We start from the raw sequence: 21,990 nt of genomic DNA on the forward strand, positions 1-21,990 counted from the left end.
CAATGGGATGGTAAGGAGTTAATTGTGAAAAAGTGGTTATTAGCTGCAGGTCTCGGTTTAGCGATGGCAACTTCTGCTCAGGCAGCAGACAAAATTGCAATCGTCAATATGGGTAACTTGTTCCAGCAGGTTGCGCAGAAAACAGGTGTTTCTGCCACGCTGGAAAACGAGTTCAAAGGCCGTGCAAGCGAACTGCAGGGTATGGAAAAGGATCTGCAATCCAAAATGCAGCGTCTGCAGCGCGATGGTTCTACCATGAAAGCGAGCGAGCGTAGCAAACTGGAAAAAGACGTAATGGCTCAGCGTCAGACTTTCTCTCAGAAAGCGCAAGCTTTTGAACAGGATCGTCAACGTCGTTCTAACGAAGAACGTGGCAAGCTGGTTACCCGTATCCAGTCCGCTGTGAAAGCTGTTGCCGCCGATCAGAATATCGATCTGGTTGTTGATGGCAACGCTGTTGCATTCAACAGCAGCGATGTTAAAGACATCACCGCTGATGTCCTGAAACAGGTTAAATAAGTAATGCCTTCAATTCGACTCGCTGATTTAGCTCAGCAGTTGGATGCAGAATTACACGGTGATGGCGATATCGTCATCACCGCTGTTGCGTCCATGCAGTCTGCTAAAGCAGGCACTATCACCTTCATGGTAAGCCCAAAGTACCGTGAACATCTGGCGCTTTGCCAGGCGTCTGCTGTCGTACTGACGCAGGACGATTTGCCGTTTGCCGCAGGTGCAGCGCTGGTAGTGAAGAACCCCTACCTGACGTATGCCCGTATGGCACAAATTCTCGATACCACGCCGCAGCCGGCACAGAACATCGCACCCAGTGCGGTGATTGATCCGACGGCGCAGCTGGGTAACAACGTATCAATTGGTGCCAATGCGGTTATCGAATCAGACGTCGTGCTGGGCGATAACGTGGTGATTGGCGCCGGTTGCTTCGTGGGTAAAAAAACAAAAATTGGTGCAGGCTCTCGCCTGTGGGCCAACGTCTCCATTTACCATGAGATCGAAATCGGTGAACATTGCCTGATCCAGTCCAGCACCGTTATTGGCGCGGATGGTTTCGGTTATGCCAACGATCGTGGTAACTGGGTGAAGATCCCGCAGCTGGGCCGGGTGATCATCGGCGATCGCGTCGAAATCGGCGCATGCACGACCATCGACCGTGGTGCGCTTGATGACACGATTATCGGTAATGGTGTTATCATCGATAACCAGTGCCAGATTGCACATAACGTTGTGATTGGCGACAATACTGCGGTTGCCGGCGGCGTTATTATGGCAGGCAGCCTGAAGATTGGCCGTTACTGTATGATTGGCGGTGCCAGCGTCATTAACGGGCATATGGAAATATGCGATAAAGTCACGGTCACAGGGATGGGCATGGTTATGCGTCCTATCACTGAACCGGGCGTCTACTCCTCAGGCATACCGTTGCAGCCTAACAAGGCGTGGCGTAAAACTGCAGCCCTGGTGATGAATATTGATGATATGAGCAAGCGCCTCAAGGCTATTGAGCGCAAAATCGATCAACAAGACTAAGCGTTCACCCGTTTAACGCACACTTCCCGGCCTGTCGGCTTTCTTATAAACCGGCAGGCCGTGTTATTATTGCCATTCAGATATTTTGACAGGAAGAGTATTTTGACTACTGACACTCATACTCTGCATATTGAAGAGATTTTAGAACTTCTGCCGCACCGCTACCCGTTTTTACTGGTAGACCGTGTGCTGGATTTTGAAGAAGGTCGTTTTCTGCGCGCAGTGAAAAATGTTTCTGTAAACGAGCCATTCTTCCAGGGGCACTTCCCTGGGAAGCCTATCTTCCCGGGCGTATTGATCCTGGAAGCGATGGCTCAGGCGACTGGTATTCTGGCGTTTAAAAGCGTCGGTAAACTGGAGCCGGGTGAGCTGTATTACTTCGCAGGTATCGACGAAGCGCGCTTTAAGCGCCCGGTTGTGCCTGGTGATCAGATGATCATGGAAGTGACTTTTGAAAAAACGCGTCGTGGCCTGACTCGCTTTAAAGGCGTAGCTCTGGTTGACGGCAAGGTTGTTTGCGAAGCTACCATGATGTGTGCGCGTAGCCGGGAGGCCTGATACGTGATTGATAAAACCGCCTTTATTCATCCAACCGCCATTGTGGAAGAGGGTGCCGTTATCGGTGCTAACGCCCACATCGGCCCGTTTTGTATTGTTGGACCCCATGTCGTAATTGGTGAGGGTACCGTACTGAAATCTCACGTCGTTGTGAATGGTCATACGACCATTGGCCGCGACAACGAGATCTATCAGTTCGCCACCATCGGCGAAGCGAACCAGGATCTGAAATATGCTGGTGAACCGACCCGTGTCGAAGTTGGCGATCGTAACCGCATTCGCGAAAGCGTCACCATTCATCGTGGCACAGTACAGGGCGGTGGATTGACGAAGGTGGGCAGCGACAACCTGTTTATGGTCAACGCGCATATCGCGCATGACTGCACCGTCGGTAATCGCTGTATTCTCGCCAACAACGCAACGCTGGCGGGACACGTATCAGTAGACGATCATGCCATCATTGGCGGCATGACCGCGGTCCATCAGTTCTGCATCATTGGTGCGCACGTGATGGTTGGCGGCTGCTCCGGCGTGGCGCAGGACGTCCCGCCGTATGTGATTGCGCAGGGTAACCATGCGACGCCGTTTGGCGTCAACATCGAGGGCCTTAAGCGCCGCGGCTTCAGCCGTGAAGCGATTATGGCTATCCGTAACGCCTACAAACAGCTGTACCGTAACGGTAAAACGCTGGAAGAGGCGAAGCCGGAAATCGCTGAACTGGCGAAACAGCATCCTGAGGTGAACGCGTTCGTGGAATTCTTCGCACGCTCAACTCGCGGTCTGATTCGTTAATGGTTGATAGTCGCCCGCTGACGATCGCCCTTGTCGCCGGAGAAACCTCCGGCGATATTCTTGGTGCAGGTCTTATTCGAGCGCTCAAAGCGCGCGTTCCCAACGCGCGCTTTGTCGGCGTTGCCGGTCCATTGATGCAGGCTGAAGGGTGTGAAGCCTGGTATGAGATGGAAGAGCTGGCGGTGATGGGCATCGTTGAGGTGCTGGGTCGCCTGCGTCGTTTGCTGCACATCCGCGCCGATCTGACGCGCCGTTTTACCGAACTGAAGCCCGATGTGTTCGTCGGCATTGATGCGCCTGACTTCAACATTACCCTCGAAGGTAATCTGAAAAAGCAGGGAATTAAAACCATCCATTACGTCAGCCCGTCCGTCTGGGCGTGGCGACAGAAACGTGTTTTCAAAATAGGCAGATCGACGAATCTCGTTCTGGCTTTCCTGCCTTTCGAAAAAGCGTTTTACGATAAATTCAACGTGCCGTGCCGCTTTATCGGCCACACCATGGCCGATGCCATGCCGCTGGATCCCGATAAAAATGCGGCACGCGACGTACTCGGCATTCCCCACCACGTTCACTGCCTGGCCCTGCTGCCGGGGAGCCGTGGTGCAGAAGTGGAAATGCTCAGCGCAGACTTCCTGAAAACGGCGCAGATCCTGCGTCAGACCTACCCTGACCTCGAAGTGGTCGTGCCGCTGGTAAACGCCAAACGCCGGGAGCAGTTCGAACGTATTAAGGCGGAGGTCGCTCCGGATCTGCATGTTCATCTGTTAGATGGCAAAGGCCGTGAAGCGATGGTCGCCAGCGATGCCGCTCTGCTGGCGTCGGGGACCGCCGCGCTGGAGTGCATGCTGGCGAAATGCCCGATGGTGGTGGGCTATCGCATGAAGCCTTTCACCTTCTGGCTGGCGAAACGACTGGTGAAAACCGATTACGTCTCCCTGCCAAACCTGCTCGCCCGACGCGAGCTGGTGAAAGAGCTGCTGCAGGATGAGTGCCAGCCGCAGGCGCTAGCCGCTGCGCTGTTACCGCTGCTGGCCGACGGCAAAACCAGCCATGAAATGCACGATACCTTCCGGGAACTGCATCAGCAAATCCGCTGTAATGCCGATGAGCAGGCGGCTGACGCGGTGCTGGAGTTAGCACAATGATGGAATTTATTTACCCTCACACCCATCTGGTGGCGGGTGTGGATGAAGTGGGGCGTGGTCCGCTGGTGGGTGCCGTTGTCACTGCCGCGGTGATCCTCGATCCTGCTCGTCCTATTATCGGTCTGAATGATTCGAAGAAATTATCCGAAAAGCGCCGCCTGGCGCTGTACGATGAAATTAAAGAGAAAGCGCTGGCCTGGAGTCTGGGGCGGGCGGAGCCGCATGAGATCGACGAGCTGAACATCCTGCATGCCACCATGCTGGCGATGCAGCGTGCGGTGGCGGGGCTGAACCTGGTACCGGAGTATGTGCTGATCGACGGAAACCGTTGTCCGGCATTGCCCATGCCGTCACTGGCGGTCGTCAAAGGCGACAGCCGGGTGGCTGAAATCAGCGCCGCCTCGATCATTGCTAAGGTCACCCGCGATGCCGAAATGGCCGCGCTCGATATCACTTTTCCCCAGTATGGCTTTGCCCAGCATAAGGGGTATCCTACCGCTTTCCACCTGGAAAGACTGGCTGAACACGGCGCAACTGAACACCATCGTCGCAGTTTTGGACCGGTGAAACGCGCACTGGGACTGATGTCCTGAATCAAGACGCCAATAAGTAACGCGGGATCTGAAAATGGCTGAACCACGTTTCGTACACCTGCGGGTGCACAGCGACTATTCCATGATTGATGGGCTGGCAAAGACCGGGCCGCTGGTGAAAAAGGCGGCCGCCCTTGGCATGCCTGCGCTGGCGATCACCGACTTCACCAACCTGTGCGGTCTGGTGAAGTTCTACGGAACGGCGCACGGTGCCGGTATGAAGCCGGTGATTGGTGCCGATTTTCACGTTCAGAGCGAGCTTCTCGCCGATGAGATGACGCAGATTACCGTTCTCGCGATGAATAACACCGGCTATCAGAACCTGACGCTGCTGATCTCCCGGGCCTATCAGCGCGGCTACGGTCCGCAGGGGCCGTGGATCGATCGCGCGTGGCTGGCGGAACTGAATGAGGGGCTGCTGCTGATCTCCGGCGGGCGCATGGGCGACGTGGGCCGATGCCTGCTGCGCGGCAATGCCGTGCTGGTGGAACAGTGCGTCGATTTTTATAAAGAATACTTCCCGGACCGCTTCTATCTGGAGCTGATCCGTACCGGCCGTCCTGATGAAGAGAGCTATCTGCATGCCGCAGTTGCCCTTGCAGAAGAGCACGGGCTACCGGTTGTGGCGTCGAACGACGTGCGCTTTATCAACGCCGATGATTTTGACGCCCATGAAATTCGCGTCGCTATCCACGATGGCTTTACCCTCGACGATCCGAAACGTCCGCGCAACTATTCGCCGCAGCAGTATATGCGCAGCGAAGAGGAGATGTGCGAGCTGTTTTCCGATATTCCGGAAGCGCTGGAAAACAGCGTAGAGATTGCCAAACGCTGCAACGTCACCGTCCGCCTGGGCGAGTATTTCCTGCCGCAGTTCCCGACCGGCGACATGACTACCGAAGACTTCCTGGTCCTGAAATCGAAAGAGGGTCTGGAAGAGCGTCTGGAATTCCTCTTCCCGGACCCGACCGTTCGCGCCGAGAAGCGCCCGGAATATGACGAGCGTCTGGATATTGAACTCCAGGTTATTAACCAGATGGGATTCCCCGGCTACTTCCTGATCGTCATGGAGTTTATCCAGTGGTCGAAGGACAACGGGGTACCGGTTGGGCCAGGTCGTGGTTCGGGTGCGGGATCGCTGGTGGCCTATGCGCTGAAAATTACCGATCTCGATCCGCTGGAATTTGACCTGCTGTTCGAACGTTTTCTTAACCCGGAACGTGTCTCGATGCCCGACTTCGACGTCGACTTCTGCATGGAGAAACGCGACCAGGTTATCGAGCACGTGGCGGACATGTACGGTCGCGATGCGGTATCGCAGATTATTACCTTCGGTACGATGGCGGCAAAAGCGGTTATCCGCGACGTGGGCCGCGTGCTGGGCCATCCGTACGGTTTTGTCGACCGCATCTCGAAGCTGGTGCCGCCCGATCCGGGCATGACCCTGGCGAAAGCCTTCGAAGCAGAACCGCAGCTGCCGGAAATCTACGAGGCCGACGAAGAGGTCAAAGCGCTGATCGACATGGCGCGCAAGCTGGAAGGCGTCACCCGTAACGCCGGTAAGCACGCCGGTGGGGTGGTTATTGCCCCGACCAAAATTACCGATTTTGCGCCACTGTACTGCGACGAAACCGGTTCGCACCCGGTTACTCAGTTCGATAAGAACGACGTGGAATACGCCGGCCTGGTGAAGTTTGACTTCCTCGGCTTACGTACGCTCACCATCATCGACTGGGCGTTGAAGATGATCAACCCGCGCCGCGCCAAACAGGGCCTGGAGCCGATTGATATCGCCGCGATCCCGCTGGATGACAAGAAAAGCTTCGACATGCTGCAGCGTTCGGAAACCACGGCGGTGTTCCAGCTTGAATCCCGCGGCATGAAAGATCTGATCAAACGTCTGCAGCCTGACTGCTTCGAGGACATGATCGCTCTGGTGGCACTGTTCCGTCCGGGACCGTTGCAGTCGGGGATGGTGGATAACTTTATCGACCGTAAGCACGGTCGCGAAGAGCTCTCTTATCCTGATGTGCAGTGGCAGCACGAAAGCCTGAAACCGGTACTGGAGCCCACCTACGGCATCATCCTGTATCAGGAACAGGTTATGCAGATAGCCCAGGTGCTCTCCGGCTACACCCTCGGCGGCGCGGACATGCTGCGTCGTGCGATGGGTAAGAAAAAGCCGGAAGAGATGGCCAAGCAGCGCGGCACCTTCGAAGAAGGGGCAAAGAAAAACGGCGTTGATGGCGAACTGGCGATGAAAATCTTCGATCTGGTAGAGAAATTTGCCGGATACGGATTTAACAAGTCGCACTCCGCTGCTTACGCGTTGGTCTCCTATCAGACGCTGTGGCTGAAAGCACACTACCCGGCAGAATTTATGGCCGCGGTAATGACCGCCGATATGGACAACACCGAGAAGGTGGTGGGTCTGGTGGATGAGTGCTGGCGCATGGGGCTGAAAATTCTGCCGCCGGACATCAACTCCGGCCAGTATCATTTCCACGTTAACGATGACGGGGAGATTGTTTACGGTATTGGCGCCATTAAAGGCGTGGGTGAAGGCCCGATCGAAGCGATCATCGAAGCCCGTAACCAGGGGGGTTACTTCCGCGAGCTGTTCGACCTGTGCGCCCGTACCGATATCAAAAAGCTTAACCGCCGGGTGCTGGAAAAGCTGATCATGTCCGGGGCGTTTGACCGCCTTGGGCCGCATCGCGCCGCGCTGATGAACTCGCTGGCCGATGCCCTGAAGGCTGCCGATCAGCACTCGAAAGCCGAAGCCATTGGTCAGGCGGATATGTTCGGCGTGTTGGCAGAAGAGCCGGAGCAGATCGAACAATCCTATGCCAGCTGTCAGCCGTGGCCGGAACAGACGGTGCTGGACGGCGAGCGTGAAACGCTGGGCCTGTACCTGACCGGGCATCCGATTAACCAGTATCTTAAAGAAATTGAGCGCTATGTCGGAGGCTACCGGCTGAAAGACATGCATCCGACAGAACGTGGTAAGATTACCACGGCTGCGGGGCTCGTCATTGCCGCGAGGGTTATGGTCACCAAGCGCGGCAATCGTATCGGCATCTGTACGCTGGATGACCGTTCCGGGCGTCTGGAGGTGATGTTATTCACCGACGCACTGGATAAATATCAGCAGTTGCTGGAAAAAGACCGCATACTTATCGTCAGCGGACAGGTCAGCTTTGATGACTTCAGCGGGGGGCTTAAAATGACCGCCCGCGAAGTGATGGACATTGACGAAGCCCGGGAAAAATATGCTCGCGGGCTTGCTATCTCGCTGACGGACAGGCAAATTGATGACCAGCTTTTAAACCGACTCCGTCAGTCTCTGGAACCCCACCGCTCGGGGACCATTCCAGTACATCTCTACTATCAGAGGGCGGATGCGCGTGCACGATTGCGCTTTGGTGCGTCGTGGCGTGTCTCTCCGAGCGATCGTTTACTTAACGATCTCCGTGGCCTCATTGGTTCGGAGCAGGTGGAACTGGAGTTTGACTAATACAGGAATACTATGAGTCTGAATTTCCTTGATTTCGAACAGCCGATTGCAGAGCTGGAAGCGAAAATCGATTCTCTGACCGCCGTTGGCCGTCAGGATGAAAAACTGGATATTAACATCGACGAAGAAGTGCATCGTCTGCGTGAAAAGAGCGTAGAACTGACGCGCAAAATCTTTGCCGATCTCGGCGCATGGCAGGTAGCCCAGATGGCGCGCCATCCACAGCGTCCGTACACCCTGGATTATGTCCGCCTGGCGTTCGATGAATTCGACGAACTGGCAGGCGATCGCGCCTATGCTGACGATAAAGCTATCGTTGGCGGAATTGCACGCCTCGACGGTCGTCCGGTGATGATTATTGGCCACCAGAAAGGGCGCGAAACCAAAGAAAAAATTCGCCGCAATTTCGGGATGCCTGCGCCGGAGGGTTACCGTAAAGCCCTGCGTCTGATGGAGATGGCCGAGCGTTTCAACATGCCGATCATCACCTTTATCGACACTCCGGGTGCTTACCCGGGCGTCGGTGCAGAAGAGCGCGGTCAGTCTGAAGCGATTGCCCGCAACCTGCGCGAAATGTCACGCCTGAGCGTGCCGGTTATCTGCACCGTTATCGGTGAAGGTGGTTCCGGTGGTGCGCTGGCCATTGGCGTAGGCGATAAAGTGAATATGCTGCAATACAGCACCTATTCCGTTATCTCCCCGGAAGGCTGCGCCTCCATTCTGTGGAAAAGCGCTGATAAAGCGCCGCTGGCCGCAGAAGCGATGGGCATTATCGCCCCACGCCTGAAAGAGCTGAAGCTGATCGATACCGTTATCCCGGAACCACTGGGTGGCGCACACCGTAAGCCAGAAGTCATGGCGGCCTCTCTGAAGGCACAGCTGCTGGCCGATCTCGCCGATCTCGATGTGCTGAGCAAAGAAGATCTGCTTAACCGTCGTTACCAGCGTCTGATGAGCTACGGTTACGCATAAGCCAGGCCATACTCTGAAAAGCCGCACATCGTTGCGGCTTTTTTTATGCCTGCGGTTTACCTCAACTATGCTTAGTGAATGTTTTTTAAGGAGGTAAACCGTGAACATCATTGCCATTATGGGGCCGCACGGCGTCTTTTATAAAGACGAACCCATCAAGGAGCTGGAGCAGGCGTTAAGGTCGCGCGGGTTTCAACTCATCTGGCCGCAGAACAGCGCCGATCTACTGAAGTTCATCGAACACAACCCGCGTATTTGCGGCGTCATCTTCGACTGGGACGAATACGACCTCGAGCTGTGCAGCGATATCAATCAACTCAATGAATACCTGCCGCTGTACGCCTTTATCAACACTCACTCCACGATGGACGTCAGCGCCCACGATCTGCGGATGGCGTTGTGGTTCTTTGAGTATTCGCTGGGTGTGGCTGAGGATATTGCCACCCGCATTCAGCAATATACCGGTGAGTACCTCGATACCATTACCCCGCCGTTTACCCGGGCGCTCTTCACCTATGTGAAAGAGGGAAAATATACCTTCTGTACCCCAGGCCATATGGCGGGTACGGCGTACCAGAAAAGCCCGGTGGGCTGTCTGTTCTATGATTTCTTTGGCGGGAATACGTTGAAGGCGGATGTGTCGATCTCGGTGACGGAGCTGGGTTCTCTGCTGGATCATACCGGCCCGCATCTTGAAGCCGAAGAGTACATCGCCCGCACCTTTGGCGCCGAGCAGAGCTATATGGTGACCAACGGTACCTCGACCTCGAACAAGATTGTCGGCATGTACGCCGCGCCGGACGGCAGTACTCTGCTGATTGACCGTAACTGCCACAAATCTCTGGCGCATCTGCTGATGATGAGCGACGTGGTGCCGATCTGGCTGTCGCCCACCCGTAACGCGCTGGGCATTCTGGGCGGGATCCCGCGCCGGGAATTTACCCACGCGGCGATTGAGAACAAAGTGGCAACCGTGCCGGGGGCAAGCTGGCCGGTGCACGCGGTGATCACCAACTCCACCTACGACGGTCTGCTGTACAATACTAACTGGGTGAAACAGACCCTGGATGTGCCTTCGATCCATTTTGATTCGGCGTGGGTCCCCTATACCAACTTCCACCCGATCTATGCCGGGAAAAGCGGGATGAGCGGCGAGCGGGTGCCGGGAAAAGTGTTCTTCGAAACCCAGTCGACGCACAAAATGCTGGCAGCATTCTCCCAGGCCTCGCTGATTCACATTAAAGGCGAATACGACGAAGATACCTTCAACGAAGCCTTTATGATGCACACCACCACCTCGCCGAGTTATCCGCTGGTAGCCTCGATTGAAACCGCGGCGGCGATGCTGCGCGGCAATCCCGGCAAGCGTCTGATCAACCGTTCCGTTGAGCGTGCTCTGCATTTTCGCAAAGAGGTCCAGCGCCTTAAAGACGAAGCCGACAGCTGGTTCTTCGATATCTGGCAGCCGGACGATATCGACGAAGCCGAATGCTGGCCGGTGGCGCCAGGAGAGAGCTGGCACGGCTTTCGCGATGCCGATGCGGATCATATGTTCCTCGATCCGGTCAAAGTCACCATACTCACACCGGGCATGGACGAGCAGGGGGTAATGAGCGAGGAGGGGATCCCGGCCGCGCTGGTGGCGAAGTTCCTTGATGAGCGCGGCGTGGTGGTCGAAAAAACCGGACCCTATAACCTGCTGTTTCTCTTCAGTATCGGGATCGATAAAACCCGGGCGATGGGATTGCTGCGCGGCCTGATGGAGTTCAAGCGCGCCTACGATCTGAATCTGCGGGTCAAGAACATGCTGCCGGATCTCTACGCCGAGGATCCTGACTTTTACCGCAACATGCGCATTCAGGATCTGGCCCAGGGGATCCATAAGCTGATCCGCCAGCACGATCTGCCGCGTCTGATGCTGCAGGCCTTTGACGTTCTGCCAGAAATGAAGCTTACTCCGCATCACGCCTGGCAGCGCCAGGTGAAAGGGGAGGTGGAAACCGTCGATCTGGAGGATCTGGTCGGGCGGATCTCGGCCAACATGATCCTGCCTTATCCGCCGGGGGTGCCGCTGCTGATGCCAGGGGAGATGATCACCGAGAAGAGCAGGGCGGTGCTCGATTTCCTGCTCATGCTCTGCTCAATTGGTCGTCATTATCCCGGGTTCGAAACGGACATCCACGGTGCCAAACGAGATGAAAACGGCATCTACAGGGTACGGGTCTTAAAAGCGCAGTGACCCCTTGCACGGCACGGGGGTTCGGTTATAACGTTCAGGCACATTAAAAAGGAGAGACTATGCTGGGCTTAAAGCAGGTTCACCATATTGCAATTATTGCCACCGACTACGCTATCAGTAAGGCGTTTTACTGCGATACGCTGGGATTTACCCTGCAGAGTGAGTTTTACCGCGAAGAGCGCGACTCCTGGAAGGGAGATCTGGCACTGAACGGCCAGTACGTCATTGAGCTGTTTTCATTCCCTTTCCCGCCGGCGCGTCCGTCCCGACCAGAAGCCTGCGGTTTACGCCACCTCGCCTTTAGCGTGGATGATATTGACCTGGCCGTGCAGCACCTCGAATCGCATGACGTAAAGTGTGAAGCCATTCGTATCGACCCTTTCACCGGGAAACGCTTCACATTCTTCAACGATCCTGATGGCCTGCCGCTGGAACTGTACCAGCAGTAACACTTGCCTCCATAAGAATTGCCCGGTAACGTGCCGGGCATCCTCCTGCATAAATAACGACGATGACCACAGCCGATCTTCAGCAAGCCCTCCACCCGTACCGCCGTCTGCTGGTGGGATTTAGCGGTGGCCTGGATTCCACGGTTTTGCTGCATCAGTTGATGCGCTGGCGTGAAAAGGATCCCGGTCTCGAACTGCGCGCTATCCATATTCATCATGGCCTGAGTCCGCACGCAGACAGCTGGGTCGCGCACTGCGAAAGCCTCTGTCGCGCGTGGGGTATCCCGCTTGTCGTGGTGCGGGTGACGCTGGCGGATGAGGGACTGGGGCTGGAAGCGCAGGCGCGTAAAGCGCGTTATACCGCCTTTCGCGAGGCGCTTCTGCCGGGTGAAGCGCTGGTCACGGCGCAACACCTTGACGATCAGTGTGAAACCTTTCTGCTGGCGCTTAAGCGCGGCAGCGGCCCGGCAGGGCTGTCGGCCATGCCCGCGCGGGCGCGTTTTGCCGATACCGAACAGATTCGTCCCTTGCTCGGCGAGACGCGCGAATCGCTGCTTGGCGAGGCGCAGCGTTGGGGTCTTCGCTGGATAGAGGATGAAAGCAACCAGGACGACAGCTATGACCGCAATTTTTTGCGCCTGCGCGTAGTTCCCCTGCTGGCACAACGCTGGCCGCATTTTGCGCAAGCCACCGCGCGCAGCGCCACGCTGTGCGCGGAGCAGGAGCAGCTGCTTGATGAGCTGCTGGCTGACGAGCTGTCGTCCCTGGTTTCCGACGAGGGGGCATTGGCTATCGCACCGCTGGAGGCGATGAGCGCGGTACGTCGGGCGGCGCTGCTGCGAAGATGGCTGGCGGCGCACGGAGCGTTAATGCCGTCCCGCGCCATGCTCACCCGGCTCTGGGACGAAGTGGCGCTGGCCCGGGAGGATGCGGCACCGCAACTGCGTTCCGGGGAGGGAGAGATCAGACGCTTTAAGGGGCAGCTGTGGTGGGTGAAAAGCCACGCGCCGCTGGCCGATCGGGTGATCGACTGGCCCTCGCTGGATCAACCCCTACAGCTGCCGGAAGGCCTGGGTGCTCTGCACATTGAGGCGGGCGGTAATCTACGTCTGCCGCAGCCCGGCGAGCCGGTGACGGTACGCTTCCGCGCCAGCGGAACGCTGCACATCGTCGGGCGAAACGGTGGACGTAAGATTAAAAAAATCTGGCAGGAACTTAATGTTGCCCCCTGGCGGCGGGATGCCACTCCGCTGCTGTTCTACGGCGAAACGCTGGTAGCGGCTGCGGGCGTGTTTGTGACGCGGGAAGGGGCGGCGGAGACGGGCGTACAGCTGGAGTGGAAAGCGTAACGGACAGCGGGCTGCCCGTTACAGAGGATCAGGACTCGCTCACCACGACGGTGCCGATTTCGGGATGACTGAAGCTGGCAATTTTATCGAGACGGAGTTCACGCGTTGCGCCGCCGTCCTCGACCACCAGGTACTCCACGTTTTTACGGGATACCAGATCGTTCGCTTTAGCCTTCAGGACTTCGCCATCTTTTAACGCCAGCGTCAGGACCAGATGATGCTGGCAGGCGAGTTCGAGGTTGTCATAGTCATCGCAATTGATGGGTTGATAAGTTTCATTCATTGACATAATCGCTCACCAGTAAATTCGCAGCAGCATATGCTGCTTTTTCTCTGACCGATTCTGAAAGCGTGTCATCCGACGCCATTTCATTCAGAACTTTCAATACACAGCCCAACGCATCAGGGATGTACCCCAGATCGCCGCTGGCAATTTCCGCATACCGTTTGCGAATTAACTCACAATAATTATTCACATCCCCTCCTGCCAGCGCACTGACTTTACTGTGAGATACAATTAAGCCTACGAGCATAAACCCGGTTTAGCAAGGTGACTATACCATACTCATTTAAGCAATATCAGCAGGTTGATGTCGTAGACATTCGCGAGCCTGTAACAGCCTTTTGGCGGAGATTTCGCTACAATGCGCACCTGATTCGAAAGGAGTTCTCTCATGGCGCTTAAAGCGACAATTTACAAAGCCGCGGTCAATGTGGCGGATTTAGACCGCAATCAGTTTCTGGATGCGACCCTGACGCTGGCGCGTCATCCATCAGAAACGCAGGAGCGCATGATGCTGCGCCTGCTGGCATGGATTAAGTATGCCAACGAGCGACTGCAGTTTACCCGCGGATTAAGCGCGGAAGACGAGCCGGAAGCCTGGCTGCTCAACGATCATCTGGGCATCGATCTGTGGATTGAGCTTGGCCTGCCGGATGAGCGCCGCATTAAGAAAGCCTGTACCCAGTCTGCGGAGGTGGCGCTCTTTACCTATAACAGCCGTGCCGCGGAGATTTGGTGGCAGCAGAATAAGAACAAGTGCTCGCAATTCAATAACCTGTCCGTCTGGTACCTGAATGATGAACAGCTTGCTGCGCTGAGCGCATTTGCCGGACGAACCATGATCCTGCAGGCAACGATTCAGGATGGCGCCATCTGGTTATCGGATGCTGAGAATAATCTGGAAATTCATCCTGAAGCCTGGCAGTCCCGCTCATGATTGTCCTGTCCCGAACTGTCACCCTTCCTGATAATGAAGTTGAGATCACCGCGATCCGCGCACAGGGTGCGGGCGGCCAGCATGTGAATAAAACCTCAACGGCCATTCATCTGCGCTTTGACATTCGGGCATCCAGCCTGCCAGAGTACTATAAAGAACGCCTGCTCGCCGCCAGCCATCATCTGATCACCAGCGAAGGGGTGATTATCATCAAGGCCCAGGAGTACCGCAGTCAGGAGATGAACCGGGAGGCGGCGCTGGCCCGGCTGGTGGCGCTGATCCAGGAGTTAACCGTAGTACAAAAAAGCCGTCGGGCCACCCGCCCGACCCGCGCCTCGAAAGAGCGTCGTCTGGCTTCGAAAGCACAGAAATCATCCGTTAAAGCGCTGCGCGGCAAAGTGCGACGCCCTCAGGATTAACGGGCGACAGTCGGAATACGATAAGGAATAGAGAGTGAAAACAGCGATATTTTCAGTGGTGGCAGCAAGCACGCTGTTCGTCCTGATGGGGTGCCATAACCGCGCAGAGATGCAGGCGCTGGAACCGACCCAGGCAGAGGCGTTAAAACCGATGCAGCAGAGCTGGCGTGGCGTCTTGCCCTGTGCCGATTGCGAAGGTATCGAAACCTCGCTGTTTCTGGAAAAAGATGGCTCCTGGGTGATGAACCAACACTACCAGGGGGCGAAGGCACCTTCCTCCTTTGCCAGCTACGGCACCTGGGCTCGCACCGCCGATAAGCTGGTGCTAACGGATACGGCGGGCGAAAAGCGCTATTTCCGTGCCAAAGGCGAAGGGCTGGAGATGCTCGACATGCAGGGCAATCCCATAGAATCACAGTTTAATTACACCCTGGCGCCGGTAACCGCCGCGCTGCCGGCGACGCCAATGGCGATGCGCGGCATGTATTTCTATATGGCTGATGCAGCGATCTTCACCGACTGTGCCACCGGCAAAAAGGTGAGCGTGGCGAATAACGCCCAACTGGAGCGGGATTACGCGGCGGCGCGCGGGAGTGATACCAAACCGGTACTGCTCACGGTCGACGGGCACTTTACGCTGGAAGCCAATCCGGACAGCGGCGAGAGAGTCAAAACGCTGGTGCCGGACCGGGATGCCAGGTTTGAAGCCGGTAAGAATTGCGACAGCAAATAGCTGAAATAAAAAACCCCGCCGGAGCGGGGTTTTTTGTGGCTTATGCCTTGATGGCTTTCACCAGGTAATCAAGCACGTCACCGGTTTTTATCATCTGCTTCTCGCCGTTACGACGATACTTGTACTCGATCTCGTCGTTATCAAGGTTACGATCGCCAATGACCACGGTATGAGGAATACCGATCAGTTCCATATCGGCAAACATCACGCCCGGACGCTCTTTACGATCGTCCATCAGCACTTCGATACCCTGGGCACGCAGTTCGCTGTACAGTTTCTCGGCCAGTTCCTGCACGCGGTAGGATTTGTGCATGTTCATTGGCAGGATCGCCACCTGGAACGGCGCAATGTTGTCCGGCCAGACAATACCGCGTTCGTCGTAGTTTTGCTCGATAGCAGCAGCAACCACACGAGTGACCCCAATACCGTAGCAGCCCATGGTCAGAACCTGGTTACGACCATCTTCGCCCTGAACGGCAGCATTCATTGCGCGGGAGTATTTATCACCCAGCTGGAAGATGTGACCCACTTCGATACCCCGTTTGATCATCAGGGTGCCCTTGCCGTCCGGGCTCGGATCGCCTGCGACCACGTTACGAATGTCAGCCACTTCAGGGGTCGCCACATCGCGATCCCAGTTGATGCCAAAGAAGTGTTTACCGTCAACGTTAGCACCGGCAGAGAAATCGCTCATCGCTGCGACCGTGCGGTCAACAACAACAGGGATTGGCATATTGACCGGGCCCAGAGAACCCGGACCAGCATTCACGACGGCACGGATTTCTGCTTCCGTTGCGAACGTTAATGGGCTTGCAACCTGCGGCAGCTTCTCTGCTTTCACTTCATTCAGCTCGTGATCGCCACGCACCAGCAGGGCAACCAGCGGGTATGCGCTGCCTTCGGTAGATTTTACCAGCAGGGTTTTTACCGTTTTTTCAATTGGCAGATTGAACTGCTCAACCAGTTCGGCGATAGTTTTCGCGTTTGGTGTATCAACCAGTTTCATCTCTTCGGTTGCAGCAGCACGCGGCGTTTTTGGCGCCAGGGCTTCTGCAAACTCAATGTTAGCAGCGTAATCAGAGGAGTCAGAGAAGATCACATCGTCTTCACCGCTCTGCGCCAGTACCTGGAACTCGTGGGATGCGCTACCGCCGATGGAGCCGGTATCAGCCTGAACAGCACGGAAATCCAGCCCCATGCGGGAAAAGATTTTGCTGTACGCTTCATACATCTTGTCATAGGTCTCTTGCAAAGACTCCTGAGAAGTATGGAAAGAGTAAGCATCTTTCATCAGGAATTCACGGGAACGCATGACGCCAAAGCGTGGGCGCACTTCGTCACGGAACTTGGTCTGGATCTGGAAGAAGTTCAGCGGCAGCTGCTTGTAAGAGCTCAGCTCATTACGGATCAGATCGGTAATGACTTCTTCATGCGTTGGACCCAGAACAAACGGACGATCGCCACGATCGGCAATACGCAGCAGTTCCGGACCATACTGCTCCCAGCGTCCACTCTCCTGCCACAGCTCAGAGGGCTGAACTACCGGCATTAACACCTCGATAGCACCGGCGTTATTCATCTCTTCACGCACGATATTTTCGACTTTTTTCAGGACGCGCACGCCGGTCGGCAACCAGGTATACAACCCGGAGGCCAGCTTGCGGATCATCCCGGCGCGCAGCATCAGCTGGTGGCTGATAACTTCGGCGTCGGCAGGTGTCTCCTTCAGGGTGGAGAGCAGATATTGGCTAGTACGCATGTTGTTACGGTTCCATTTCGACGATTGGAACAGGCTGACCGGCAGCCTGACACAAAAAAAGTGGTTTAGTTTACCAGTGTGGCAATGATGCCAAAAGAGAAGAGAATAAAATTACTGCGGCTCGAGGGCAAACACTTCAAAGCCCGCCGCCGTGACGCGCCAGCGAACGTTAAAATCCAGCAGCAGAACGGCATACGTTTTCCCGGCTTCTTCCTCTTTTCGGTAGGCCGGACGGGGATCCTGGGCCAGCACCTCGACGATAAAATCCCGCAGGCGAGGGTAGCGTTTTTCCAGCTGGACTAACCGGGGGGCCAACTCATCGGTAAAGTAAACGGGCATACCCGCCATAGGGGCCTGCTGGGCATAGCTGGCGCGTGCATCCGGCACCGCTTCGGCAAAGGGCAGGTAGGGTTTGATATCCACCACCGGCGTGCCGTCGACCAGATCCAGACTGCCAAGCTCGAGGATCACCTGATCTTTCTGACAGCGAATGCCTTTCAGCTCGACGAGCGACATCCCGACAGGATTCGGGCGGAAGGTAGAGCGCGTGGCAAATACCCCCATTCTTGCATTACCGCCGAGACGAGGCGGGCGAACGGTCGGCCGCCAGCCGCCTGCCATGGTCTGATGGAAGATAAACAGTACCCACAGGTGGCTAAAGGCTTCCAGTCCGCGCACGGCATCTGCCTGATTATACGGAGCGATCAAGTGAAGCTCACCGCCACCGCTTTTTACCAGCCCTGGCTGGCGGGGTACGGCAAACTTCTCTTTATAAGGAGAGCGGATAACGCCTATCTGCTCGAACTGGAATGCACTCATTTTGCCGAGACGTTAAGGGCAGAACCTACGCAGACGGCCTGGCGGTAGCAGCCTGGCGTGCCGCTGGTCACTTCACAGCTGTGTAGCAGAACCGCATTGGCTTTCATTTTAGAGGCATTCACCTGCATGCGTTTACGCGCAGTCGGGATATTCGGAGGAGAGTCCTGATTGCTGGCCTGGCAAGATTCGCCGGAGACCTCACCCAGATCGCGGAACGGTTTACCCACTAAGGCTTCAGCGCTGGTATAGATTTTGACTGGCGCAGGGCGTGGCGCTTTTGGCTTTTCAGGCTCCACTTTAGGCGGGGTTGCTGTGCTTTTAACAGGTTCAACAGGAGATCTGCTTAGCATAGAACAGCCGCTCAGCATCAGTGCTAAAAGACAGATCGGTAAAGCACGCATAATATTTCCTCTATGAATAATCAAATCGTCAGATATTGAATCAGTTGCCTGCATAAATGACAAGACGGGCTTACGCCCGTCATGAATGATATTACACAGAGGTCAGATTACCAGCCTTTAACTGCTCCGCCGTTAAAGACTTTGTTAGCTTCCTGGTAAACTTCGTCAGACTGGTAAGCCTGTACGAATTTCTTCACGTTCTCCGCGTCTTTGTTATCTTCGCGGGTCACGATCAGGTTAACGTATGGGGAATCTTTGTCTTCAACGAAGATGCCGTCTTTGGCCGGAGTCAGGTTGATCTGGCTGGCGTAAGTGGTGTTGATAACCGCCAGAGCGATCTGCGCATCATCCAGAGAACGCGGCAGCTGCGGTGCTTCCAGCTCAACAATTTTCAGGTTTTTTGGGTTCTCAGTAACGTCCAGAACGGTTGGCAGCAGGCCTACACCGTCTTTCAGTTTAATCAGGCCCACTTTCTGCAACAGCAGCAGGGAACGGCCAAGGTTCGTTGGGTCGTTCGGTACCGCAACCTGAGAACCGTCCTGCAGCTCTTCTAAAGATTTGATCTTTTTAGAGTAGCCCGCGATTGGGTATACGAAGGTATTGCCTGCCGCAACCAGCTTGTAGCCGCGATCCTTGATCTGCTGATCCAGATATGGTTTGTGCTGGAAGGCGTTAGCATCGATATCGCCTTTGCTCAGCGCTTCGTTCGGCAGAACGTAATCGTTGAAGGTCACCAGCTCGACGTCGAGGCCATACTTCTCTTTCGCCACTTTGGCTGCCGTCTCGGCAACCTGCTGTTCCGCACCGACGATAACGCCCACTTTGATGTGGTTTGGATCTTTTTCATCCTGGCCGCAGCCTACCAGTGCCAGAGAGCCGATCAGCGCGCCTACCGCAGCAAAGGTCTTCAATTTAAACGCCATGTTCTTATCCTTAACTCGTCGAGTTTGTGTTGTGTAACGTTATTTGTGCGTAACAGCCCGGACGATGCGATCGCCAGAGAATTGAATGAGATAAACCAGCACAACCAGCAGAACCAGCACGGTATTCATGACGGTGGCATTGTAGCCAATGTAGCCGTACTGATAACCGATCTGACCCAGACCGCCTGCACCGACAGCACCGCCCATCGCAGAGTAACCCACCAGGGTGATCAGCGTGATGGTTGCCGCATTGACCAGGCCCGGAAGGGCTTCTGGCAGCAAGATCTTACGTACGATCTGCATTGGCGTCGCACCCATGGCGCGTGAGGCTTCAATCAGACCCGACGGGATCTCCAGCAGCGCGTTCTCAACCATACGGGCAATAAAGGGCGCGGCCCCTACGGTAAGAGGAACAATCGCCGCCTGCAGGCCGATGGACGTTCCCACAATAACGCGGGTAAATGGAATCATCCACACCAGCAGAATAATGAAGGGAATCGAACGGAAGATGTTCACCAGCGCAGAGAGCGTGCGATACAGCTTTGCGTTCTCAATAATTTGACCCGGGCGGGTGACATACAGCAGTACGCCTACCGGCAGACCAATAACAAAACCGAAAAAGCCGGATACGAAAGTCATCGCCAGCGTTTCCCATACGCCGCGCGCCAGCAACCACATCATTGGCTCAGACATAACCCAGTACCTCTACTTTTACATGATGCTCTTGCAGCCAGGCGATAGCCGCCTGGGTATCCTGTTGCGTGCCGTGCATTTCGGTCAGCATGATGCCGAACTTCACACCACCTGCGTAATCCATCTGCGCACTAATAATGTTGTTGTTGACGTTGAAACGACGGGCGGTTTCGGACAGCAGCGGGGCATCCACTGACTTGCCCGTAAACTCCATTCGCAGCATCGGAACGCTGTTGGCTTCAGGCTGAGCTTTTAAACGTGCCAGATAGTCTTCCGGAATGTCCAGATGCAGGGTGGCCTGAATAAACTGCTGCGCCAGAGGGGTTTTCGGATGGGAGAACACTTCGCTGACGGTGTCTTGCTCAATCAGCTCACCCTGGCTGATCACCGCCACGCAATCGCAGATGCGTTTAACCACGTCCATCTCGTGCGTAATAAGGAGGATGGTCAGTCCCAGGCGACGATTGATGTCTTTTAACAGTTCCAGAATCGAGCGAGTGGTTGCAGGATCCAGGGCGCTGGTGGCTTCGTCACAGAGCAACACTTTTGGGTTGCTGGCCAGCGCTCGTGCAATGGCGACACGCTGTTTTTGTCCACCGGATAAGTTTGCAGGGTAGATATCATGCTTATCGCTCAGGCCGACCAGATCCAGCAGCTCGGTGACGCGACGTTTGATTTCTTCTTTAGGCGTATTGTCCAGTTCCAGCGGCAGGGCGACGTTGCCAAACACGGTGCGCGAGGAGAGCAGGTTGAAGTGCTGGAAGATCATGCCAATCTGGCGGCGAGCTTTGGTTAAATCCGCTTCGGAAAGGATCGTCAGCTCCTGACCATCAACCTGAACCTGACCTTCGGTCGGACGCTCGAGCAAGTTAACGCAACGGATGAGCGTACTTTTACCTGCACCTGAGGCGCCAATGACGCCATAAATCTGTCCAGCCGGAACATGCAGGCTAACGTTGTTCAAGGCCTGAATGGTACGGTTCCCTTGCTGGAACACTTTGGTGATATTCGAAAGTTTAATCATTAGATTATTTTTATCGTATGTAAGTTAGCCGTGGCATTTTCTGCTGCCTTGTACGGGCGATGACCGTCAACAAAACGGATGTTAAGGCATCCAGACGTCTAAATCAATCCAACTCTGCGCGATGAGCACTTTATTGCGCGGTGATTCATGAGATACTAGCCGGACATCCCTTTTCAGGAGCAAACCGGTGGCAAAATCAGTACCCGCAATTTTTCTCGATCGTGATGGCACGATTAATGTCGATCATGGCTACGTGCATGAGATAGACGAATTCGAATTCATCGATGGCGTAATAGAAGCCATGCGTGAATTAAAAGAGATGGGTTTTGCGCTGGTGGTGGTGACTAACCAGTCAGGTATCGCGCGCGGTAAATTCACCGAAGCTCAGTTTGAGACATTAACCGAATGGATGGACTGGTCGCTGGCCGATCGTGGCGTTGACCTGGACGGTATCTATTATTGTCCTCACCATCCGCAGGGAACCGTAGAAGAGTATCGTCAGACCTGTGATTGCCGTAAACCGCATCCGGGCATGTTCATCTCGGCACAAGAGTTTCTTCATATAGATATGAGCGCTTCATATATGGTGGGCGACAAACTTGAAGATATGCAGGCAGCTGCCGCGGCAGGTGTGGGACATAAAATTCTGGTGCGTACCGGTAAACCCGTCACCCCAGAAGCAGAAAATGCAGCGGATTGGGTGATTAATAGCCTGGCTGCGCTGCCGGAAACCATCAAAAAGCAGCAAAAATAGGCATTCTGGCGAAAAGGTGAGCGGTTGAAATAAAATTGTCGTTTTCCGCTTGTCACTGCCAGAGAACTCCCTATAATGCG

Annotated in this window: 23 protein-coding genes; 15 read left to right on the forward strand and 8 right to left on the reverse strand. The window is 55.3% G+C overall.

Annotated features, from left to right (window positions below):
- Nucleotides 1-24 precede the first annotated feature (24 nt).
- From skp to tilS, 11 genes are all read left to right on the forward strand, one after another.
- Nucleotides 25-519 carry a molecular chaperone Skp gene (gene skp, locus ACP4QI_RS03915; RefSeq protein ID WP_032616621.1) on the forward strand — a complete coding sequence of 165 codons (495 nt, stop codon included), beginning with the start codon at nt 25-27 and terminating at the stop codon, nt 517-519.
- Between the two features lie 3 nt (nt 520-522).
- On the forward strand, nt 523-1,548 hold the full coding sequence (lpxD, locus tag ACP4QI_RS03920) for a UDP-3-O-(3-hydroxymyristoyl)glucosamine N-acyltransferase (protein ID WP_156262946.1): 1,026 nt from the start codon (nt 523-525) through the stop codon (nt 1,546-1,548).
- A 102-nt stretch (nt 1,549-1,650) separates the two neighbouring features.
- Nucleotides 1,651-2,106: a 3-hydroxyacyl-ACP dehydratase FabZ gene (fabZ, locus tag ACP4QI_RS03925; protein ID WP_007373234.1), complete on the forward strand. Its 456-nt coding sequence runs from the start codon at nt 1,651-1,653 to the stop codon at nt 2,104-2,106.
- 3 nt (nt 2,107-2,109) lie between these two features.
- Nucleotides 2,110-2,898, forward strand: coding sequence for an acyl-ACP--UDP-N-acetylglucosamine O-acyltransferase (lpxA, locus tag ACP4QI_RS03930; RefSeq protein ID WP_142488303.1), 789 nt, complete (start codon nt 2,110-2,112; stop codon nt 2,896-2,898).
- Nucleotides 2,898-4,046: a lipid-A-disaccharide synthase gene (gene lpxB, locus ACP4QI_RS03935; protein ID WP_285111167.1), complete on the forward strand. Its 1,149-nt coding sequence runs from the start codon at nt 2,898-2,900 to the stop codon at nt 4,044-4,046. The genes lpxA and lpxB overlap by 1 nt, the downstream gene beginning before the upstream one ends.
- Nucleotides 4,043-4,639 carry a ribonuclease HII gene (gene rnhB, locus ACP4QI_RS03940; protein ID WP_231313035.1) on the forward strand — a complete coding sequence of 199 codons (597 nt, stop codon included), beginning with the start codon at nt 4,043-4,045 and terminating at the stop codon, nt 4,637-4,639. Before lpxB ends, rnhB begins: the two co-directional genes overlap by 4 nt.
- Before the next feature lie 34 nt (nt 4,640-4,673).
- Nucleotides 4,674-8,156: a DNA polymerase III subunit alpha gene (gene dnaE / locus ACP4QI_RS03945; RefSeq protein ID WP_426495578.1), complete on the forward strand. Its 3,483-nt coding sequence runs from the start codon at nt 4,674-4,676 to the stop codon at nt 8,154-8,156.
- Nucleotides 8,157-8,168: 12 nt separating this feature from the next.
- A complete protein-coding gene (accA, locus tag ACP4QI_RS03950; RefSeq protein ID WP_106994311.1) occupies nt 8,169-9,128 on the forward strand; it encodes an acetyl-CoA carboxylase carboxyl transferase subunit alpha in 960 nt (319 codons plus the stop codon).
- 100 nt (nt 9,129-9,228) lie between these two features.
- Entirely contained in the window at nt 9,229-11,367 is a 2,139-nt protein-coding gene (locus ACP4QI_RS03955) for a lysine decarboxylase LdcC (protein WP_156262950.1), read from the forward strand.
- 59 nt (nt 11,368-11,426) lie between these two features.
- A complete protein-coding gene (locus tag ACP4QI_RS03960) occupies nt 11,427-11,816 on the forward strand; it encodes a VOC family protein (RefSeq protein WP_426495579.1) in 390 nt (129 codons plus the stop codon).
- 62 nt (nt 11,817-11,878) lie between these two features.
- Nucleotides 11,879-13,165: a tRNA lysidine(34) synthetase TilS gene (gene tilS, locus ACP4QI_RS03965; RefSeq protein WP_426495580.1), complete on the forward strand. Its 1,287-nt coding sequence runs from the start codon at nt 11,879-11,881 to the stop codon at nt 13,163-13,165.
- A 28-nt stretch (nt 13,166-13,193) separates the two neighbouring features.
- On the opposite strand, the gene rof is transcribed toward tilS, so the two are convergent.
- On the reverse strand, nt 13,194-13,454 hold the full coding sequence (gene rof, locus ACP4QI_RS03970) for a Rho-binding antiterminator (protein WP_059308693.1): 261 nt from the start codon (nt 13,452-13,454) through the stop codon (nt 13,194-13,196).
- A complete protein-coding gene (locus tag ACP4QI_RS03975) occupies nt 13,441-13,641 on the reverse strand; it encodes a YaeP family protein (protein ID WP_142488310.1) in 201 nt (66 codons plus the stop codon). The genes rof and ACP4QI_RS03975 overlap by 14 nt, the downstream gene beginning before the upstream one ends.
- A gap of 198 nt (nt 13,642-13,839) precedes the next feature.
- On the opposite strand from ACP4QI_RS03975, the gene ACP4QI_RS03980 reads away from it, so the two are divergent.
- The 3 genes from ACP4QI_RS03980 (at nt 13,840) to nlpE (ending at nt 15,537) form a co-directional block, all read left to right on the forward strand.
- Complete coding sequence (locus ACP4QI_RS03980; RefSeq protein WP_142488311.1) at nt 13,840-14,385, forward strand: YaeQ family protein; 546 nt, start codon at nt 13,840-13,842, stop codon at nt 14,383-14,385.
- Nucleotides 14,382-14,804 (forward strand): alternative ribosome rescue aminoacyl-tRNA hydrolase ArfB, encoded by a 423-nt coding sequence (gene arfB / locus ACP4QI_RS03985; protein WP_426495581.1) that lies wholly within the window; start codon nt 14,382-14,384, stop codon nt 14,802-14,804. The genes ACP4QI_RS03980 and arfB overlap by 4 nt, the downstream gene beginning before the upstream one ends.
- Nucleotides 14,805-14,889: 85 nt before the next feature.
- Nucleotides 14,890-15,537 carry an envelope stress response activation lipoprotein NlpE gene (gene nlpE / locus ACP4QI_RS03990; RefSeq protein ID WP_409518835.1) on the forward strand — a complete coding sequence of 216 codons (648 nt, stop codon included), beginning with the start codon at nt 14,890-14,892 and terminating at the stop codon, nt 15,535-15,537.
- Between the two features lie 40 nt (nt 15,538-15,577).
- On the opposite strand, the gene proS is transcribed toward nlpE, so the two are convergent.
- The 6 genes from proS to metN form a co-directional block, all read right to left on the reverse strand.
- Nucleotides 15,578-17,296 carry a proline--tRNA ligase gene (gene proS / locus ACP4QI_RS03995; RefSeq protein ID WP_142488313.1) on the reverse strand — a complete coding sequence of 573 codons (1,719 nt, stop codon included), beginning with the start codon at nt 17,294-17,296 and terminating at the stop codon, nt 15,578-15,580.
- Between the two features lie 111 nt (nt 17,297-17,407).
- On the reverse strand, nt 17,408-18,115 hold the full coding sequence (gene tsaA, locus ACP4QI_RS04000; RefSeq protein WP_142488314.1) for a tRNA (N6-threonylcarbamoyladenosine(37)-N6)-methyltransferase TrmO: 708 nt from the start codon (nt 18,113-18,115) through the stop codon (nt 17,408-17,410).
- Nucleotides 18,112-18,516: an Rcs stress response system protein RcsF gene (gene rcsF, locus ACP4QI_RS04005; protein WP_142488315.1), complete on the reverse strand. Its 405-nt coding sequence runs from the start codon at nt 18,514-18,516 to the stop codon at nt 18,112-18,114. Before rcsF ends, tsaA begins: the two co-directional genes overlap by 4 nt.
- Before the next feature lie 107 nt (nt 18,517-18,623).
- Nucleotides 18,624-19,439: a methionine ABC transporter substrate-binding lipoprotein MetQ gene (gene metQ / locus ACP4QI_RS04010; RefSeq protein ID WP_142488316.1), complete on the reverse strand. Its 816-nt coding sequence runs from the start codon at nt 19,437-19,439 to the stop codon at nt 18,624-18,626.
- Between the two features lie 39 nt (nt 19,440-19,478).
- Nucleotides 19,479-20,132 (reverse strand): methionine ABC transporter permease MetI, encoded by a 654-nt coding sequence (locus ACP4QI_RS04015; protein WP_142488317.1) that lies wholly within the window; start codon nt 20,130-20,132, stop codon nt 19,479-19,481.
- A complete protein-coding gene (gene metN / locus ACP4QI_RS04020; RefSeq protein ID WP_426495582.1) occupies nt 20,125-21,156 on the reverse strand; it encodes a methionine ABC transporter ATP-binding protein MetN in 1,032 nt (343 codons plus the stop codon). The genes ACP4QI_RS04015 and metN overlap by 8 nt, the downstream gene beginning before the upstream one ends.
- Nucleotides 21,157-21,343: 187 nt before the next feature.
- Between metN and gmhB the strand changes: the two genes are divergently transcribed.
- A complete protein-coding gene (gmhB, locus tag ACP4QI_RS04025; RefSeq protein WP_142488319.1) occupies nt 21,344-21,910 on the forward strand; it encodes a D-glycero-beta-D-manno-heptose 1,7-bisphosphate 7-phosphatase in 567 nt (188 codons plus the stop codon).
- The last annotated feature ends 80 nt before the right edge of the window (nt 21,911-21,990 follow it).

The sequence above is a fragment of the Leclercia sp. TB492 genome (assembly GCF_049974505.2).
Taxonomy (GTDB): Bacteria; Pseudomonadota; Gammaproteobacteria; order Enterobacterales; family Enterobacteriaceae; genus Enterobacter; species Enterobacter adecarboxylatus_C.

Excerpts from the sequence above, each read along its gene's own strand:
- lpxD (WP_156262946.1), top strand. The coding sequence starts at position 523 with ATGCCTTCAATTCGACTCGCTGATTTAGCTCAGCAGTTGGATGCAGAA.
- lpxB (WP_285111167.1), top strand. The coding sequence starts at position 2,898 with ATGGTTGATAGTCGCCCGCTGACGATCGCCCTTGTCGCCGGAGAAACC.
- rnhB (WP_231313035.1), top strand. The coding sequence starts at position 4,043 with ATGATGGAATTTATTTACCCTCACACCCATCTGGTGGCGGGTGTGGAT.
- dnaE (WP_426495578.1), top strand. The coding sequence starts at position 4,674 with ATGGCTGAACCACGTTTCGTACACCTGCGGGTGCACAGCGACTATTCC.
- accA (WP_106994311.1), top strand. The coding sequence starts at position 8,169 with ATGAGTCTGAATTTCCTTGATTTCGAACAGCCGATTGCAGAGCTGGAA.
- ACP4QI_RS03960 (WP_426495579.1), top strand. The coding sequence starts at position 11,427 with ATGCTGGGCTTAAAGCAGGTTCACCATATTGCAATTATTGCCACCGAC.
- tilS (WP_426495580.1), top strand. The coding sequence starts at position 11,879 with ATGACCACAGCCGATCTTCAGCAAGCCCTCCACCCGTACCGCCGTCTG.
- rof (WP_059308693.1), bottom strand. The coding sequence starts at position 13,454 with ATGTCAATGAATGAAACTTATCAACCCATCAATTGCGATGACTATGAC.
- ACP4QI_RS03980 (WP_142488311.1), top strand. The coding sequence starts at position 13,840 with ATGGCGCTTAAAGCGACAATTTACAAAGCCGCGGTCAATGTGGCGGAT.
- arfB (WP_426495581.1), top strand. The coding sequence starts at position 14,382 with ATGATTGTCCTGTCCCGAACTGTCACCCTTCCTGATAATGAAGTTGAG.
- nlpE (WP_409518835.1), top strand. The coding sequence starts at position 14,890 with ATGGGGTGCCATAACCGCGCAGAGATGCAGGCGCTGGAACCGACCCAG.
- proS (WP_142488313.1), bottom strand. The coding sequence starts at position 17,296 with ATGCGTACTAGCCAATATCTGCTCTCCACCCTGAAGGAGACACCTGCC.
- tsaA (WP_142488314.1), bottom strand. The coding sequence starts at position 18,115 with ATGAGTGCATTCCAGTTCGAGCAGATAGGCGTTATCCGCTCTCCTTAT.
- rcsF (WP_142488315.1), bottom strand. The coding sequence starts at position 18,516 with ATGCGTGCTTTACCGATCTGTCTTTTAGCACTGATGCTGAGCGGCTGT.
- metQ (WP_142488316.1), bottom strand. The coding sequence starts at position 19,439 with ATGGCGTTTAAATTGAAGACCTTTGCTGCGGTAGGCGCGCTGATCGGC.
- ACP4QI_RS04015 (WP_142488317.1), bottom strand. The coding sequence starts at position 20,132 with ATGTCTGAGCCAATGATGTGGTTGCTGGCGCGCGGCGTATGGGAAACG.
- metN (WP_426495582.1), bottom strand. The coding sequence starts at position 21,156 with ATGATTAAACTTTCGAATATCACCAAAGTGTTCCAGCAAGGGAACCGT.